17 protein-coding genes are annotated in these 16,981 nt (G+C 50.4%); 6 read left to right on the top strand and 11 right to left on the bottom strand.

Annotated elements, in window-relative coordinates; all coding sequences use genetic code 11:
• Positions 1 to 167 precede the first annotated feature (167 nt).
• Complete coding sequence (locus C942_RS25675) at positions 168 to 296, top strand: hypothetical protein (protein WP_007471079.1); 129 nt, start codon at positions 168 to 170, stop codon at positions 294 to 296.
• A gap of 88 nt (positions 297 to 384) precedes the next feature.
• On the opposite strand, the gene hemN is transcribed toward C942_RS25675, so the two are convergent.
• The 4 genes from hemN to C942_RS23220 form a co-directional block, all read right to left on the bottom strand.
• Positions 385 to 1,758 carry an oxygen-independent coproporphyrinogen III oxidase gene (gene hemN, locus C942_RS23235; protein ID WP_007471078.1) on the bottom strand — a complete coding sequence of 458 codons (1,374 nt, stop codon included), beginning with the start codon at positions 1,756 to 1,758 and terminating at the stop codon, positions 385 to 387.
• A 203-nt stretch (positions 1,759 to 1,961) separates the two neighbouring features.
• On the bottom strand, positions 1,962 to 2,432 hold the full coding sequence (locus C942_RS23230) for a DUF2489 domain-containing protein (RefSeq protein ID WP_036801620.1): 471 nt from the start codon (positions 2,430 to 2,432) through the stop codon (positions 1,962 to 1,964).
• A gap of 12 nt (positions 2,433 to 2,444) precedes the next feature.
• Positions 2,445 to 2,990 (bottom strand): Der GTPase-activating protein YihI, encoded by a 546-nt coding sequence (gene yihI, locus C942_RS23225; RefSeq protein WP_007471074.1) that lies wholly within the window; start codon positions 2,988 to 2,990, stop codon positions 2,445 to 2,447.
• The gene (locus C942_RS23220) at positions 2,990 to 3,631 is read right to left on the bottom strand and encodes a class I SAM-dependent methyltransferase (protein ID WP_007471072.1); all 642 of its coding nucleotides are present in this window, start codon (positions 3,629 to 3,631) and stop codon (positions 2,990 to 2,992) included. Before C942_RS23220 ends, yihI begins: the two co-directional genes overlap by 1 nt.
• Before the next feature lie 55 nt (positions 3,632 to 3,686).
• Here C942_RS23220 and C942_RS25200 point away from each other — a divergent pair, with 55 nt between their 5' ends.
• Positions 3,687 to 3,974 (top strand): hypothetical protein, encoded by a 288-nt coding sequence (locus C942_RS25200; RefSeq protein WP_007471069.1) that lies wholly within the window; start codon positions 3,687 to 3,689, stop codon positions 3,972 to 3,974.
• A 554-nt stretch (positions 3,975 to 4,528) separates the two neighbouring features.
• On the opposite strand, the gene C942_RS23215 is transcribed toward C942_RS25200, so the two are convergent.
• Positions 4,529 to 5,146 carry a c-type cytochrome gene (locus C942_RS23215; RefSeq protein WP_007471068.1) on the bottom strand — a complete coding sequence of 206 codons (618 nt, stop codon included), beginning with the start codon at positions 5,144 to 5,146 and terminating at the stop codon, positions 4,529 to 4,531.
• Positions 5,147 to 5,303: 157 nt separating this feature from the next.
• Between C942_RS23215 and yihA the strand changes: the two genes are divergently transcribed.
• A complete protein-coding gene (yihA, locus tag C942_RS23210) occupies positions 5,304 to 5,969 on the top strand; it encodes a ribosome biogenesis GTP-binding protein YihA/YsxC (RefSeq protein ID WP_007471066.1) in 666 nt (221 codons plus the stop codon).
• 736 nt (positions 5,970 to 6,705) lie between these two features.
• Here yihA and C942_RS25805 read toward each other — a convergent pair.
• Positions 6,706 to 6,753: a hypothetical protein gene (locus C942_RS25805; protein ID WP_438616993.1), complete on the bottom strand. Its 48-nt coding sequence runs from the start codon at positions 6,751 to 6,753 to the stop codon at positions 6,706 to 6,708.
• A gap of 194 nt (positions 6,754 to 6,947) precedes the next feature.
• Positions 6,948 to 9,719 carry a DNA polymerase I gene (gene polA / locus C942_RS23200; RefSeq protein ID WP_007471065.1) on the bottom strand — a complete coding sequence of 924 codons (2,772 nt, stop codon included), beginning with the start codon at positions 9,717 to 9,719 and terminating at the stop codon, positions 6,948 to 6,950.
• Between the two features lie 329 nt (positions 9,720 to 10,048).
• Here polA and elbB point away from each other — a divergent pair, with 329 nt between their 5' ends.
• Positions 10,049 to 10,699 (top strand): isoprenoid biosynthesis glyoxalase ElbB, encoded by a 651-nt coding sequence (gene elbB / locus C942_RS23195; RefSeq protein ID WP_007471063.1) that lies wholly within the window; start codon positions 10,049 to 10,051, stop codon positions 10,697 to 10,699.
• Positions 10,700 to 10,953: 254 nt separating this feature from the next.
• Here the strand turns inward: elbB and C942_RS23190 are convergent, their stop codons facing one another.
• From C942_RS23190 to recQ, 4 genes are all read right to left on the bottom strand, one after another.
• Positions 10,954 to 11,391, bottom strand: a complete 438-nt coding sequence (locus C942_RS23190) for a GNAT family N-acetyltransferase (RefSeq protein ID WP_007471061.1) — start codon at positions 11,389 to 11,391, stop codon at positions 10,954 to 10,956.
• A gap of 89 nt (positions 11,392 to 11,480) precedes the next feature.
• Complete coding sequence (locus C942_RS23185; RefSeq protein WP_007471058.1) at positions 11,481 to 12,170, bottom strand: 7-cyano-7-deazaguanine/7-aminomethyl-7-deazaguanine transporter; 690 nt, start codon at positions 12,168 to 12,170, stop codon at positions 11,481 to 11,483.
• 202 nt (positions 12,171 to 12,372) lie between these two features.
• Complete coding sequence (locus C942_RS23180) at positions 12,373 to 12,690, bottom strand: DUF3630 family protein (protein ID WP_007471056.1); 318 nt, start codon at positions 12,688 to 12,690, stop codon at positions 12,373 to 12,375.
• A 320-nt stretch (positions 12,691 to 13,010) separates the two neighbouring features.
• Positions 13,011 to 14,852, bottom strand: coding sequence for an ATP-dependent DNA helicase RecQ (gene recQ / locus C942_RS23175; RefSeq protein WP_007471054.1), 1,842 nt, complete (start codon positions 14,850 to 14,852; stop codon positions 13,011 to 13,013).
• Between the two features lie 213 nt (positions 14,853 to 15,065).
• Here recQ and rarD point away from each other — a divergent pair, with 213 nt between their 5' ends.
• Positions 15,066 to 15,977, top strand: a complete 912-nt coding sequence (rarD, locus tag C942_RS23170) for an EamA family transporter RarD (protein WP_007471052.1) — start codon at positions 15,066 to 15,068, stop codon at positions 15,975 to 15,977.
• Between the two features lie 105 nt (positions 15,978 to 16,082).
• Complete coding sequence (locus C942_RS23165) at positions 16,083 to 16,883, top strand: AraC family transcriptional regulator (protein WP_007471050.1); 801 nt, start codon at positions 16,083 to 16,085, stop codon at positions 16,881 to 16,883.
• Positions 16,884 to 16,981: the final 98 nt, after the last annotated feature.

Genomic DNA, 16,981 nt, shown 5'->3' with positions numbered 1-16,981 from the left:
CGAGTAAAATACGTCCACTTTAAGCCAACGGAACACTGTCCCAGGACTGATCCTGAACGATCCCAGACTTTCAGGACGAGCGTTCCACTGGCTTAAAGCGAAATAAAACAGCGTCCTGCTCTAAGCAATCCACGCAAACACCATCAAAAATACTGTGAGATTTCCCCATGCTGGAAAGTATTCTTTCATTTAGCGTGGCTATGCCAGCTGTCAATGATATTGCAGCCAATGGCCCGGGCCATTTTGCCGCTGGCGTATTGGCACTAATAGCCGCCGTAAACATGTTTAACGGCTGATAACCCCGTTGATCAAAAAAGCCCTCACGACTCAGGTTCTGTAACCTAAGTCGTGAGGGCTTTTGTATATCAGGCGTTTTTTCTAGCGTCAGATCACGCGAGAGAACTGCTGCTGGCGGGCACGATCGCGCAGGTACTTGTCGAAACACATGCAGATGTTACGAATCAATAAGCGGCCTTTCAGGGTAACCTGAATGTAGCGCTCATCAACCGTCACCAGCTCATCATTGATGAAAGTCTGCAGCAGCTCAATATCTTCGGCAAAGTAAGTTTTAAATTCGACGCCAAAACGCTGCTCAATATCCTGCATGTCCAGCTGGAAGTTACAAATCAGCGATTTAATCACTTCACGGCGCAACAGATCGTCAGCATCCAGCGAAACACCTTTCCACAGCGCTTCGCGCTGTTCGTCCACGCTGGCGTAATATTTCTTCAGCTCTTTCTGGTTCTGAGCATAACAGTCACCAATCATAGAAATCGCCGATACCCCCAGCCCCAACAAGTCACAGTCGCCCTGAGTGGTATAGCCTTGGAAGTTGCGGTGCAGCACACCATTACGCTGAGCAACAGCCAGCTCATCATCCGGCAGAGCAAAATGGTCCATACCGATAAACTGGTAACCGGCTCCGGTCAAGGTTGCGATGGTATCTTGCAAAATTGCCAGCTTCTCATTCGCGCCAGGCAGGTCTGCGTCATGAATTTTACGCTGCGCAGCAAACAGCTTAGGCATATGAGCATAGTTAAATACTGACAGCCGACCCGGTTTCATTGTCAGCACCTGTTTCAGCGTTTCGGCAAAGCGCTCCTGATTCTGTTTCGGCAGACCATAAATCAGATCCAGGTTGGTCGAGCGGAAACCCAGCTGCTTCGCCCGCTCAACAAGAGCAAAGATAAACGCCTCGTCCTGCTCACGGTTAACCAGCTGCTGCACTTCTTTATTAAAGTCCTGCACCCCGATACTCACGCGGTTGAAGCCCTCGGCTCGCAGGTGATCCAGCATATCCAATTCAATTTCGCGCGGGTCGATTTCGATACTGATTTCAGCATCATCGGCAAAATCAAACTGATCGCGCAACAAACCGACCAGGCGGCTGATTTGCGCCTTGGTCAGGAAAGTTGGTGTACCACCGCCCCAGTGCAGCTGACTGACCTTGCGATCACCGAGCAGGCTCGCGCGCTGGCGGATTTCCTGCTCCAGGGCATCGAGGTACTGATCGGCCTTGTGCTGGTGACGGGTGATGATCTTGTTACAGCCGCAGTAGTAGCAAAGCTTGTGACAAAACGGAATATGGACATACAGTGAAAGGTTACGCTCGGGGTATTGAGCGCATGCCATATCAAATTCCGCCGAGGTAAAGGCTTCATGAAACTCAAGGGCGGTCGGGTATGAGGTATAGCGGGGACCGGAATAGTTATATTTTTCTATCAGCGCCTGATCCCAAATTATCTGCTCATGTGACATGACATACTTCCACTAATCGTCTGGGGGAATAAGTTGCAAAAACCAAGTGTGCCATAACCTGGTCGGTATTGTAGATGTTTTACTTGTTCACTAAGCCGAAAATGATATCGGACTCAATGACAGGGGTGTAGGGTATCCCCTCATCTACACTGATATCTTCAGTATAGATGAGGATAATCAAGCACTAAACCACGTTTTCTGATTTATGGCTTCAGTGCCAGAATGGCGTCCAGCTCTTGCTTTATATCGTCAAGCAAACGAGCTTCGGCTTTCATCCGCTCCAGATCAAGCTTCATTCGCTCTTTCTTCTGCAGCGTCTTACGTGCATCACCACGCGGCATATCTTTCACCACATGGTAAAGCTCGGTCATCGCCGGATACAGGCCGGAAAAATCAACCGCCTGCTCGCCCTGCAAGACTTCCATCAGCTTATAAAGGCGGATGGAAATCTCAGACATGTCGCACTGATCCTGCTTACCGGCCTCAGCAATAATGAACACGCTGTCCATGATATTGGCATTGCGCTGTTTAATCTGCTCAGCCTGCTGAAGGGCAGCTCGCTCAAGGAAGGCCTTGTGGCGGGTATGCTGCTGGTACAGTTTAAATAACAAGTAACCGGCATACGTCGCCAGCACGGCAACAATGGTACCGGCCAGTCCTAACCAAAGCGTCATATCCTGCAAGGGTTACTCCTTATCGAATGAATCTTCAAACGAGTCGAAATCCATGTTTTCAAACTGATCCAGCAGATCGTCATCTGAAGAAACACGAGCAACCGGTGCCATTTCCGGCTCATCGTCTTCTTCCAGCAAGCCCAACTGGTTCATCAGCTGCTCAATGCGATCCAGCTTCTGATCTACCTGCTTCTGCAGACCGGCACCCAGCTTCTCACCGGCTTCGATGCGATCGAGCAATACCATCAGCTGAGCATCATTTTCCAGCATAGCCAGTTCTTGCTCGGCGCTCATACGGCGCTCTTTCTTAGTTGCTGGCTTAGTATCAACAATCAGAGGCACCGGCTTTTTACTGCCGATACGCGGGTCTTTGCGCTGACCCTGTGTTCTTGCTTTTTCCACTTGGGCTGCAGAGTGGCGACTACCCGCCTTCTGGCCTTTGCGCTTCTTATCTTTCTGGCGTTTACGGCCTTCTTGATCTAGCTGAGTTACGCTTTTCTCTTGGTATAACGCTGGTCCTTCAGAACCAGGCTTACGGCTTTTTCTTTTACGGGTCATTACTGGGTTTTCCTCAGCAAAATTACATCATTTCCAACAAACTCGACTTCCAGGCCATCACGCTGTGCCAGATAGTGGAAGGTCTCACGGCTGAAAAAGCTCACGTGGGTTGGGTCGTTCTTATAATGCCAGTTCACAAAGGCATCGAGATCTCTGGCTAACTTGGTCATCAGTCCCAGCCATCCGCCGGGTTTCACCATGTCGATCAACTGCCCCCATTCCTTCGCAGGCGTATAAAAATGTTCGATCGCTTCTGTACAGGTGACAAAGTCATACTGCCGTTCCAGCGCTGTCGGCTCATGGGCAAAATACGGATCATAGATCGCCATATTATACCCCATCTCTTCCAGCATAACGGAAAGAGTCGGGCCCGGTCCGCAACCAAAATCCAGCCCGTCCAACTGAGCCGGTCCTAGGCGTTCGGTCAAAGGTGCCGCCAGGCGATCGAGAAAACGGCGATACCCCTGATCTTCCGGGTTATTCTCATGCTGGTCATAAACTGCCTTTTCCTCTTCCGGTGGCAGCAATACATCAGGATCAGCGAAAATCAGTGCACATTCAGTGCAGCGAGAATACGTCCGACGCTTATCCTGGTGGAATGTACCGGCCGATGGGCTATTACACAGCGGGCAGGTTGGCATGACTTTCTGACTCCTGTATCCAGCCAGCCCTCAGCTTAGCGGCGGGGCGGCTTAAATGAAGCCGGGTATCATAGCAGATTTGATGGAGAAGTGTGCACTTTTGCACCACGAAGAATACGGGCGCAGAAAAGAAAAAAGCGACAGGTTTTCACCTGTCGCTCTGTATGTCGCCATTGCTGGCTTTATCCTGTCTAGTCAGTCCTTAACCAGTATGAAACATCCCGGTCAGACAACAATCCTGTTGTTATTAGTGCTTTCCCTGCCAACGTTTATTGTTTTTCATCATCCTGATGAATTTTCACCGTCCTTGCGACAACATCCTGTTGCTACGGTTAATCCCTAACCGGCTTTTCCATAAAGCGTGTTACCCGTCCCGGCAACCCATTTCACCATCCCTGTGGATACACTTTCCGTCGTGTACCTTTTCTTTTCCGTAAGCGTCTTCCTGACGAATCCTACGCGTCTTGCGAACTTCCCGGCCTCCTGGCCAGACGTCCTGTGAATCCTTCAGGCTTCATGCCTATGCCATCATGGCGCTTTCCTATCCTTCGTCGCACTCCCTGTCGACAACGCTTACTTTACGCCGATTCAGGTCTGATACAAGGTTGCTCACTTAAGCTCATTTATTGAAATAATCTTTCACTCAACCTAAGTTGCTGATAAATAAGTAGCGGAATAAAATATCTTCCGCTCCTTTCATCATCATCGTCCGCATCGAATGGTCGATCTCTTACAAACCGTTCAGCTTTTCTCTCTGCTATCGACAATTTTGTTATTAACTTGCAGGACAAAACCGCCACAATGTCTGACTATTTTTGCTCCAAGTACTAAAAAGGCAGCCAGAGCTGCCTTTTTTATTCGATGAGATTGTTAATGGTTTTTCACAAATTCACACAATTAATGCAGCCCACCGACGTACTGAGATAAAGCGGTAATTTCATCATCGGTGAGTTTAGCGGCAACAGAGCGCATCATGGCATTCATATCATTCATGCGCTGACCGCCACGGAATTTTTCCAGCTGCAATTTTACGTATTCAGCATTCTGACCGGATATTTTAGGAAAACCTGACAGGCTGGTTCCGTTGCCACGCGGCCCATGGCAGGCCGTACAAGCAGCGATCCCGCGCTCAGCATCGCCGAAGCGGTAAAGCGCCTGACCAGTTTCAATGGATGATTCGGGAGTCGTATTGTCTGAAATTGGCAGGCCGGCATAGTAAGCTGCCAGATCAGCCATATCCTGTTCATTGAGCGGCATTGCCATCCCGCCCATCACTGGATCGTTACGGCCCTGCTTGCCTCCTGTGGTCATACCCAGCTTGAAATCTTTCAGCTGTTTCTCAAGATAACCGGGATGCTGACCAGCGATTTTAGGGTATTGCGCCATTATGCCGTTACCATCTGCACCATGACAGGCGGCACACGTTGCGGCTTTTGCTTTTCCAGCTTCTGCGTCTCCTTGGGCCCAGGTTGAGCAACTGGCAAGAAGAGTCAATATCAGTGCTAATTTCTTCATGACATTCCGTTTATAATTATTGAGCTTCCAGTACCACAAGTAATGCTCAGTTACATGGTATACAATGCGACCACAAACCAAACATGGTTGCTTATATTTTACACCTTTTCACATAAAAGTAATCAGTTGACTACATAAAGACTTGACGGAGTTAACAGTGAATCAACCTCTCAACTATAGAAATACAAGATTCATCACAAGTGCACCGGACATCCGCCACTTGCCAAACGACACAGGCGTTGAGATCGCATTTGCTGGCCGCTCCAACGCAGGCAAGTCGAGTGCCCTGAACCGCATTACCGATCAGAAAAGCCTGGCACGTACCTCTAAAACACCGGGCCGTACCCAGCTGATCAACATGTTTGAAGTTGTTAACGGCTGTAACCTGATTGACCTGCCTGGCTACGGCTTTGCCCAGGTTCCGCTGGAAATGAAACTGAAGTGGCAAAAGTCACTGGGTGAATACCTGCAGAAACGCGAATGCCTGCAAGGCCTGGTGGTACTGATGGATATCCGCCACCCAATGAAGGATCTTGACCAGCAGATGATCAGCTGGGCCGTTGAGAGCCGCCTGCCGGTGCTGGTTCTACTGACGAAAGCAGACAAACTGAAAAGCGGTGCTCGCAAGCAGCAACTAATGAAAGTGCGTGAAACTTCACTGGCCTTCGGCGGCGACGTTCAGGTTGAAGTGTTCTCTTCTCTGAAAGGCCTTGGCGTTGATCAGGTTCGCCGCAAACTGGACAGCTGGTTCGCCCCTGAGCTGGAGCGTCAACAGGCACTACTGGAAAGTGAAGAAGCGTTTCTTGACGACGATGCCGAATAAGCAATAACCGACGTGATTATGGCTCTGTTTTCAGGGCCATAAAAATTCCCCACCTTCCAGGTGGGGCAACGGGAGAGAAATAGGAGGTTTTTATTTTTGTCCTAAAAGGATCAATGATTTCCCAAACCAACGCAAGTTTTTTATCCGGCTTTTGTTTATTTTTCCATCACTAATTTCGCCTTCCTGACCGTATTTCCCGCCACAAAACATCAACTTTTAAGGCTTTAGCCACAAAACCTGCCTCAATTAGTTTTTCATGCAAAATAAGTAACAAGAGTTGTCTTTCTCCTGCGCTAATTATGGAATTTAATTACAGATTTAAGATATGACAGGTGAAAAAAAAGCCACCCCAAGCAGAGAGTGGCTATTTCATGGATTTGTTGGCTAGCCGGTATCAGACCCGCTACCAATAACAAATATGAACAAGAAGCGTGAATAATTATACCCACCTCATACTAATAATTAAAGTAATTACTCTAAACAAACAACAAAGAGTGAGCTAAGGCGCAAATCGTTAAAGATATTAAACGGGATAAGATAAAAATGTCCCAATTACTCAAATTGCAACAATGCGCATATATTTTCAGCAGAAACTTAAGAACTGCTGGTTAAAACAGCAGAAAAAGAAAGAAAAGGTGGTGTTAAAGAGAAAAGAAAGAGTAAAAAAAGACAGGAGCGAAGAGTTTTGGCGGCCCAAAATAAAAAACGCCCTGGCCAAATGGCCAGGGCGGCTGAATCAGCCAAATCCAATAACGTGAAACAAAAGGTCTGAAAGATAGAACATCTTACCTCTGTACCCTACGCCGTTAACTGTATATCAAATGCACAGATTTTAAAAGACATTTTTGTAGTTTTTTTTCATTTTCTCGTAACTCAATTATACAAATAGTAATTTTCTTATTGATTATTTCTCATAAAAAAATAGCCAGCACTTAGCTGGCTATGATTTAAAAAAGGCAATTTTGCGGTTAAAAAGCCTTAGTGGGCTTGGTCCCAGTTATCGCCAGAACCGGCTTCAGCAATCAAAGGCACGTCCAATTCTGCTGCCGATTCCATCAGACGACGGATTTCAGCCGACACGCTTTCCAGCTCTGATTCCTGTACTTCAAAAACAAGTTCGTCATGAACTTGCATTAACAAACGGACACGACCCGGTTCCTGCTGTTCAACCCACTCATCAACCATCACCATCGCGCGCTTGATGATATCGGCAGCCGTCCCCTGCATCGGTGCGTTGATCGCCGCACGTTCAGCCGCTTTACGGCGCATTCCGTTGCGGGACTTAATGTCCGGCAGGTACAGGCGGCGACCGAACAGGGTTTCAACATAGCCCTGCTCGCTGGCAGCTGTACGGGTGCTTTCCATGTATTCCAGCACACCCGGGTAGCGCTCGAAGTACACATTCATATATTCCTGCGCTTCGTTACGTCCCATATCCAGTTGCTTAGCCAGGCCAAAGGCACTCATACCGTAGATCAGACCAAAGTTAATCGCTTTGGCGCGACGACGCTGCTCACTGGTAACCGATTCAATCGGCAGACCCAGAATTTCCGCCGCCGTTGCTGCGTGGATATCTTTACCGTGTTTGAACGCATCCACCAGCGCCTTATCACCAGACAGGTGGGCCATGATACGCAGCTCAATCTGCGAGTAGTCGACAGCCAGTACCTTGTAGCCAGTCGGAGCGATGAATGCCTGACGGATACGACGACCTTCTTCGTTACGAACCGGGATATTCTGCAGGTTAGGATCACTGGACGACAGACGACCGGTTGCCGTCACCGCCTGGTGATATGAAGTATGAACACGACCGGTCGCCGGATTAACCATCTTCGGCAACTTGTCGGTATAAGTGGACTTCAGTTTGGCCAGACCGCGATATTCCAGGATCAGCTTCGGCAGCGGGTAGTCCAGCGCCAGTTCCTGCAACACTTCTTCGTTTGTCGACGGCGCGCCTGACGGCGTTTTCTTCAGTACCGGCAGTCCCATTTTTTCAAACAGGATCGCCTGCAGCTGTTTAGGTGAGCTCAGGTTGAACTCTTGCTCGGCGATTTCGTATGCCTTCTGCTCCAGCTCATCCAAGCGGGCTGCAATTTCTGCCGACTGGGCACTGAGCTGCATGCTGTCAATCAGCACCCCGGTACGCTCCATACGAGACAGTACAGGCACCAGCGGCATCTCAATATCTTCGAAAACCGACTTCAGCTTCTCATCCGCATTCACTTTTTCGACCAGCAGGTTATGCAGACGCAAAGTAATATCCGCATCTTCAGCCGCATACGGGCCGGCCTGCTCCAGGTCGATTTGGTTGAAGGTCAGCTGCTTTTTACCTTTTCCGGCAATTTCTTCAAAGCTGATCGTCTTATGTTCCAGGTAACGCAGCGCCAGGCTGTCCATATCATGACGGCCGACCACACTGTTAAACACATAAGATTCCAGCATGGTATCGAACTTAATGCCCTGCATCCCAATGTCATAGCGAGCCAGGATGCTGGCGTCGAATTTCAGGTTCTGACCGACCTTGGCCTGCTGCGGATCTTCCAGCAACGGCTTCAGCTGCGCCAATACCCAATCGCGATCCAGCTGAGCCGGCGCATCCAGGTAGTCATGGGCGACAGGGACATAAGCGGCTTTGCCTTCTTCTGCCGCAAACGACACACCGACCAGGTTTGCCGTCATGTAATCCAAACCGTCCGTTTCAGTATCAAAGGCAAATACCTCCGAAGACTTCAGGGTTTCCAGCCAAGTGTTGAATGACGCTTCATCCAGCACCGTCTCATAACCGCTGCGGTCAATCACAGGTGCAACCGGCTTTTTCTCTGCCGAGGCAGAAGCCGCTTTCTCGTCAGCAACAATTTTGCCGTCACTGCCATCCAGCATTTCCGACAACCAGCGGCGGAACTGCAGCTTGCCGAACAGTTTGGTCAGTTCATCGGTATCCGGCTCACCTTTGCGCAGCTGATCCGGTGTTACATCCAGCTCAACATCCAGCTTAATGGTAGCCAGCTCATAAGACAGGTAAGCCGCTTCTTTATGCTCTTCGAGCTTTTTCGGCATGGTTTTCGAACCACGGAAACCAAGCGCCGGGATATCATCCAGGTTGGCATACAGCGCATCCAGGCCACCGATACCGGTCAGCAACGCCTTCGCCGTCTTCTCACCCACACCCGGTACACCCGGAATGTTATCGACCTTATCACCCATCAGGGCAAGGTAGTCGATAATCAGCTCAGGGCCGATACCGAACTTATCCACAACCCCGGCCGGATCCATCACTACGTCCGTCATGGTGTTGATCAAAGTAACATTCGGATCCACCAACTGCGCCATATCCTTATCACCGGTACTGATCAATACCGGCATACCCGCTTTCGACGCCTGAGTCGCCAACGTACCGATCACATCATCCGCCTCTACCCCGGACACCGAGATCAATGGCAGTCCCATTGCTTTGATCACCGCATGCAAGGGTTCGATCTGACCGCGCAGATCATCCGGCATTGGCGGACGATGCGCCTTATACTCAGGGTAGATCTCATCACGGAAAGTTTTGCCTTTTGCATCAAAGATCACCGCTACATGCTCGGTTGCATACTGGCGCAGCATGCTACGCAGCATATTAACTACGCCATAAACAGCACCCGTCGGTTCGCCATCTGAATTGGTGAAGTTTGGTGCCGCGTGATAGGCACGGTACAGGTAGGATGATCCGTCAATCAGAATAAGTGGATTTTCTGGGATAGTTGCCATAAAGATTATTCTTATATCCAGGGGATGAAGGAATTAGGACACTAGGATGCCACGACAACAGGCAACTGTTAACTACTGAATGTTTTCCACCAACCAAGCTTAATCTGTGGATAACTTTGTTAGTATTTAATTTATACCCGTTGATCAGAATTCATAAAAAATAATCAATTTTCAAACAAACCAATACCAATCAACAACTTAAGGCCTAGCGCAAAAATGGATCCTCGATCCTAAAATGATCATTAATTGTGGAAAAAGTTAACAGACCGATCTGAAATAAGCTTTACTAGGTGTAAAATTAGACAATTCTGACCATAAAGGAAGCCAATATGAAGAAGATTGCGGTTATTTTGAGCGGCTCAGGGGTATTTGACGGAACAGAAATCCACGAGGCTGTACTGGCCCTTCATGCGATTGAGCAAGAAGGGGCAAGCTGGCATTGTTTTGCACCAAATATTGCTCAACACCATGTCATCAATCACCTGACTGGTGAAGAAATGGATGAGAAACGCAATGTCTTGATCGAAGCCGCCCGCATTGCCCGCGGCAACATTGAAAATCTTGAAAACCTCAAAGCCGCTGACTATGACGGCTTACTGCTGCCAGGCGGCTTTGGCGCAGCCAAGAATTTGTCCGACTTTGCCTTTACCGGTGCCGGCTGCGAGATTAACCCGGAAGTCAAAAGAGCCTGCCAGGAATTCGCGAAAGAAGAGAAACCCGCAGGCTTTTTATGTATCGCCCCGGTAATGATCCCTGCCATTTACGGACCAGGGGCCAAAGGAACCATTGGCTATGATGCGGATACCGCTCACGCATTTAACAAAATGGGAGGAGAGCATATTAACTGCCCTGTTGATGACTATGTTCTTGATCAGAAGCGCCGTATCCTGACTACCCCCGCCTACATGCAGGCAAGCAGCATCAGTGAAGCAGCCAGCGGGATCAATAAGCTGGTAAAGGAACTGGTAAAATTAGCTTAGCGGGAGCAAAGAGAGTGTTTTTACAAATGACAGATAAAGAAAAGCGGCGCTACTTTGGGGAGCGCCGCCCAGCAGAATTGGTGTTCGTTTTCAGCCCTACACTAAAAACCGACCATAGCTGAAGTACACTGGAAGCAATGTGAGCAATGTCGTGCCTTCAAACAAGGGAGCCGTTTTGCTTTCCTCCCTCGCTGAGTGCAAGTTAATAATAACCATTCTCATTTGCTTTGCAAGCATTTTGTTGAGAATTATTGTCATTTAATTGCCAGCGACTTCACAAAATGTAACCTATAATCTTCAATTCCGTCTTTTTTCTCCATGTGTTCAATGAGATAGCTATTTCTCAGTAACAAACGCAACATAGCCGGAAAACGGTTACGCGATTTCACCCGCAGCTCTTGATACCCCTGCTCGGCTACCCAAGCTTCCTGGGCCTCCAGCAGTGCCTGAGCGACACCGCTACAACGCCCTTCCGGCGCGACGCCACCCAACCAGCTATAGAAGCAGGTTTCAGACAAACGGTAGCCAATCTTCACTCCGACTAACTGGCCGTCTTTCTCCGCGACCAAGATCAGGGGCTCGCGGCCTTTTAGCCTGGCTTCCAGCGCAGCTTCATCAGCAGGAGAAGCAAACTCCTTAATCCGGGCCAGTACCGTTACCGCTTCAGCAATATCTGCCTGACGTATCTTCATCATTTTTCTCCCTGCCGATTCACACAAAAAAGCCGGCTCAAGGCCGGCTTCTCAGTGTAATACCAAACGTTTTAATAATCAGGCACCGATTATTGTTCTGTCGGTATCCAGTCCTGCTGCGCTCCGGCCTTTGGACGAATGGTCGTCAGGCGCTTGATCAGATAATTCAGCAACACGCCGTAGAGCGGAACAAACAGGCTCAGGCTGATGATCATCTTGAAGCTGTAATCCACCAGTGCAATTTCCACCCAGTTTTCCGCCATGAACGGATCCGGGCTGTTGTAGAAAGCAATCGCAAAGAAAGCAATCGTATCCAGAGCATTACCAAAGATGGTCGAGCAGGTCGGTGCCACCCACCACTGCTTGGTCTGACGCAGGCGGTTAAATACCGAAACATCCATGATCTGGCCCAGCAGATATGCCATAAAGCTGGCTATCGCGATCCGGGCAACAAACAGATTGAACTCAGCTAAATGTGACCAGCCCTGATATTCCCCCTGGTAGAACAACACCGAAAGAACATAGGAGATCACCAGAGCCGGAGCCATCACCCGCACGATGATCTGACGTGCCATCGAAGCACCGAAAATCCGTACGGTCAGATCCGTCGCCAGGAAAATAAACGGGAAGGTAAATGCGCCCCAGGTCGTGTGGAAGCCAAAGATGGTAAACGGCAATTGCACCAGATAATTACTTGAAGCAATAACCAGCAGGTGGAAGACAACCAGAATCGAAAGGGCTTTGCGCTGCTGCGCGAATGAAAATTGAGATGCAGTCATGTAAGACCTTTTTGTCATTGGGGGAGAGGGAACCCAAAACACTGCCGCCGGGCGATCAGGCTCGACCGCAGCAACCGAAGCGGCGATTATACATTAACCACTTACGTTGCCCAGCTAAAAATCAAACTGAACACAAAGCAACCGTTTGCAGAGGGTGGAAAGCATTTTTGCCGCAAAAATTGCCAGCACAAAACTGCACTAACTAGCCCAGCAAACGGGCCAGGAAGACCAGGGTTTCCTGATCGTCTGCCGACAGCCCTTCCAGCCACAATGCCGAAGAATAGTGCTCGCCTTTTAACAACAAGCGGCAACCTTCAAAATCAATCAGCCATACATGCAAATCCGCATTCAGTTCCCGCTCCAACACCTGCGCATCAATCCGTGCTACCAATTGATCTGCCACTAAAGGGAAACTGTCGTAATCAAAATCCGGCCCGTCGATTTGCAGCAGTCCGGAGGCCAAATCCAGCTCGCGACAGCTGAAAACAGGATGAGAAGCAGGAGAGTGTGCAGTTGCCATGAAAGGCTCCTTTTTTCAGATAACAGCAGGGCAATTTACAGACATTCTGCCAGCAGAATAACCAGCCTACTGGCATTTCTGTAACTAATTGTTTCTATGGGTATCAAGCAATAAAGAAACTATAGCCAGCGAGGTGTGCTTCGTGTTCTTATTAGCCCCGCAGTCCGGAAGCGAGAAAACGAATACCATCCTTTCCCTTTTTCCGGTCGGCAGGTGAATAAACATTCTCACCAAATACGCAAGCTGTTTTGTAGCGAACTGGACATACTTAGTATGTTTCTTTGACGCATTTCAACCGGACCCAGGCAGTCCGGTTTTTTTTATTCTATTCCCAGCGTCAGATGCTCTTCGATAAGGGTCAGGAAGGCATCGCCGTATTTTTCCAACTTGCGATGACCGACACCGTTCACCGCCAGCAACTCACCTGCTGAGGTCGGCAGCATTTCCGCCATCTCCATCAGGGTCGCATCATTGAACACCACATATGGCGGCAGATCTTCTTCATCAGCAATGGCTTTACGAAGCTTACGCAGCTTGGCAAACAGCTTCTTGTCATAATGGCGGCTAGCCAACTTGTCATTCTTGGCACTGCGCGCGGCAATATCCAGTCGAGGCACTGCCAGTTCCAATTCGACTTCACCACGCAGGACACCACGGGCTTTCTCCGTCAGCTGCAAAGTTGAGCTGCGGACAATATTCTGGACCAGGTAACCGCGATGGATCAGTTGGCGCAGAATACTGACCCAGAACTCATGGCTGTGCTCGCGGCCAATACCATGAGTACTCAACTTGTCATGGCCAAGCTCGCGGATCCGCTGGTTCTGCATCCCGCGCAGCACATCAACGACATGGTTAACCCCGAAACTCTGGTTAACCCGATATACACAGGACAAGGCTTTTTGTGCCACTTCCACCGCAGCAAAACGCTTCGGCGGATCCAGGCAGATATCGCAGTTACCGCAAGGCTCTTCGCGGTATTCACCAAAATAGTTCAACAGTACCTGGCGGCGGCAGGTTTGGGCTTCGGCAAAGGCACCCATGGCATTGAGCTTATGGCTCTCGATCTGTTTCTGTGCCCCGTCTTCTTTTTCATCCAGACAACGGCGCAGCCAGGCCAGATCTGAAGGGTCATAGAACATCACCGCCTCGGCCGGCAGTCCGTCACGCCCGGCACGGCCGGTCTCCTGATAGTAAGATTCGATATTGCGAGGAATGTCGTAATGCACCACAAAACGGACATTGGGCTTGTTGATACCCATGCCGAAAGCCACGGTCGCCACCACGATATGGATATCATCGCGCTGGAAATCTTCCTGCACCCTTGCCCGCTCATCGAATTCCAGGCCGGCATGATAGGCCGCCGCCCGGATCCCGCTCTCACACAATTTCTCGGTGATCTGCTCCACCCGCTTACGGCTGTTGCAGTAGACAATCCCGCACTGCCCTCGCACACCGCGCAGGTAACTGCTCAGCTGTGACATCGGCTTGTACTTTTCCTGCAAGGTATAGCGGATATTCGGGCGGTCGAAACTACCCAGGTAGATATGCGGATCCGTCAGGCTCAGGCGCGACAGGATATCCTGACGGGTTGTCTCGTCAGCCGTCGCGGTAAGAGCAATAATTGGCAGCTGGTCAAAATGCTGTTTCAGGGTACCCAACGCAGCATATTCAGGACGAAAATCATGGCCCCACTGCGAAATACAGTGCGCTTCATCCACGGCCACCAGACTGAGCGGCATATCGCGCAGTCGCTCCATAAATTCCCGGGTCATCACCCGCTCCGGCGAGACATAAGCCAGCTTGACCTCACCGTCCTGCATAGCGCGGTAAGTTTCCTGCATCGCCTCGCGGGACTGGGTAGAGTTAAGACAGGCAGCCGCCACCCCATTAGCTTTAAGCTGGTCGACCTGGTCTTTCATCAGGGAGATCAAGGGAGAGACCACCAGCGTCAACCCATCGCACATCAGGGCCGGGATCTGGTAGCACAGCGATTTACCGCCACCGGTCGGCATGATCACCAAGCAGTCACGGCCTTCGGCAACCGCTTCGATCACCTCTTGCTGACCGGTACGGAATGTCTGGTAACCAAACACATCCTGCAAAATCTGCTCACTGGCCGGAAGGGAGACGGACTGACAAACGGCGGCGCTGCTAGATGACATAAATCGACTCTTTCATAAACGAGCTGGCTATTCTATACCAATCAGATCAGCGATGGGAGCACCACCATCGCTTCGCCGCCCCCAGTTCACACTCGGGAAGCAGCCCGGCTGATAATCACAGGTGACACTGCAAGCGAACACGTTTTATACTGGTTTTGCATATTTTTATGAAAATACATGCAATCCCATCCGCCGCATACGACAAGAGATTCAATGAACGAACAAAACCAGGAAACCCGGCGCGGGGTCATCCTTGCCCTTTCCGCCTATACCATGTGGGGGATCGCCCCGATTTATTTCAAAACGCTCCAGACAGTCAGCCCGCTGGAAATTCTCAGCCACCGGGTGATCTGGTCGTTTTTCTTTATTGCTGCCATTATCTGGATCAGCAAAAGCTGGGGTAAGGTCAGGACTGTGCTACGCCAACCGAAAACCCTGCTGATCCTAGTGGCCACCTCACTGCTGGTCGGCGGTAACTGGCTGATTTTTATCTGGGCCGTCAACAATAACTATATGCTTGATGCCAGCCTTGGCTATTACATCAACCCGCTACTCAATGTCATGCTGGGCATGCTGTTCCTAGGTGAACGGCTAAGGCCATTGCAATGGGTAGCGGTATTCTTTGCCGCCTGCGGTGTCGGGGTCCAGTTGCTCAAATTCGGCTCCCTGCCCTGGGTTGCCTTGGCACTGGCGACCAGCTTCGGTCTTTACGGCCTGATGCGGAAAAAAATCCGTCTTGATGCCGAAACCGGACTGTTCATGGAAACCTGCCTGCTGCTGCCGCTGGCGGCCTGCTACGTGTTGTTCATTGCTGACAGCCCGACATCGGACTGGGCCACCAACCCGATGAACACCAACCTGTTGTTGATGGCTGCCGGTATTGTCACCACTGTGCCCCTGCTCTGTTTTACCGGAGCCGCGACCAAACTCAGGCTATCCACCCTCGGCTTTTTTCAGTACATCGGCCCGAGCCTGATGTTCCTGCTTGCCATTATTGTCTACGGTGAGCAATTTACCGCCGACAAAGGCTACACCTTTGCCTTTATCTGGGGCGCTCTGATGCTGTTCAGCTTCGACGGCATCCGGGGCCACCGCCAAAGCCGCAAACTAGCCCGCGCCAGCTGATAACCCCGGCGGCTTGTCATTATTTTACAAGCCGCCTCCCTTCACATATGGTCTACTGATAAATCTCATCATAATTCCGCTAAGGCAACAAACGGGCAGTACAGGATGAACAAGGATACGGTTAACCATCAAACCACAGGCATTGAAGACATCAGCCTGATTGATGCCCATTACCGCCAGTTTGCCTTCAAGCGCCACTACCACCTCGACTACCATATGGGGTTAATCACAGAAGGCCAGCAGGAATACTATTTCAACGGCACCCGCTACCGGGCAGGGAAAGGGGAGCTGGTGATCATGCCGCCCGACGAAATCCATGACGGCCAACCGCAGCAGGACAGCGGCTATAAAGTTAAGGTATTTAGTATTACCCCGGAGTGGCTCCATCAGCAGGCCGACGAACTCGGCGCCAAAGGACAGGTCTATTTTCCCCTCCATAAGGTGGCCGACAACCAGCTGTTTTTCGATCTCAGCCAGCTACACTGCGAACTGGGCAATCCCCTGTTCCCGCAACTGGCCAAAGACAGTATGCCGATTGAGTACTTCTCAAAACTGCTCACCCGCCACAGCCAGCTGCGGCCCAAACAGGCAGTTCCGCTCGGCAGCAAAGACCTCAACCAGCTGCGCGACTACCTGATGGCAAACCTTGACCAGAAGATCAGTCTAGAGAGCCTGGCCGCACTGTGCGACCTCAGCCCGTCGCAACTGCTGCGCCAGTTTAAAAAAGCCACCGGCATGACGCCTTATGCCTGGTTGGCGCGGCTGCGACTGGAACATGCCATGGCCTTGCTCAAAGCCGGTTACAGCAGTACTGAAGTGGCCTATCGGGTCGGTTTTTATGATCAGGCCCACTTTGTCCGCAGTTTCCGCCAGGCCTTCGGCGTCGCCCCTTCAACCGTCAAGTAACAACTCAATCCACCCGGTGTTAATTTTTTACAAGCGCGGGCTGACAGAACAAGGCAATCTATCGCCTGCAATATCACCTTGCACTACATCGCTTGAAT

The sequence above is a fragment of the Photobacterium marinum genome (genome assembly GCF_000331515.1).
GTDB lineage: Bacteria > Pseudomonadota > Gammaproteobacteria > Enterobacterales > Vibrionaceae > Photobacterium > Photobacterium marinum.
The sequence above is the reverse complement of the archived record's forward strand: the minus strand, read 5'-3'. Positions and strand labels throughout refer to the sequence as shown.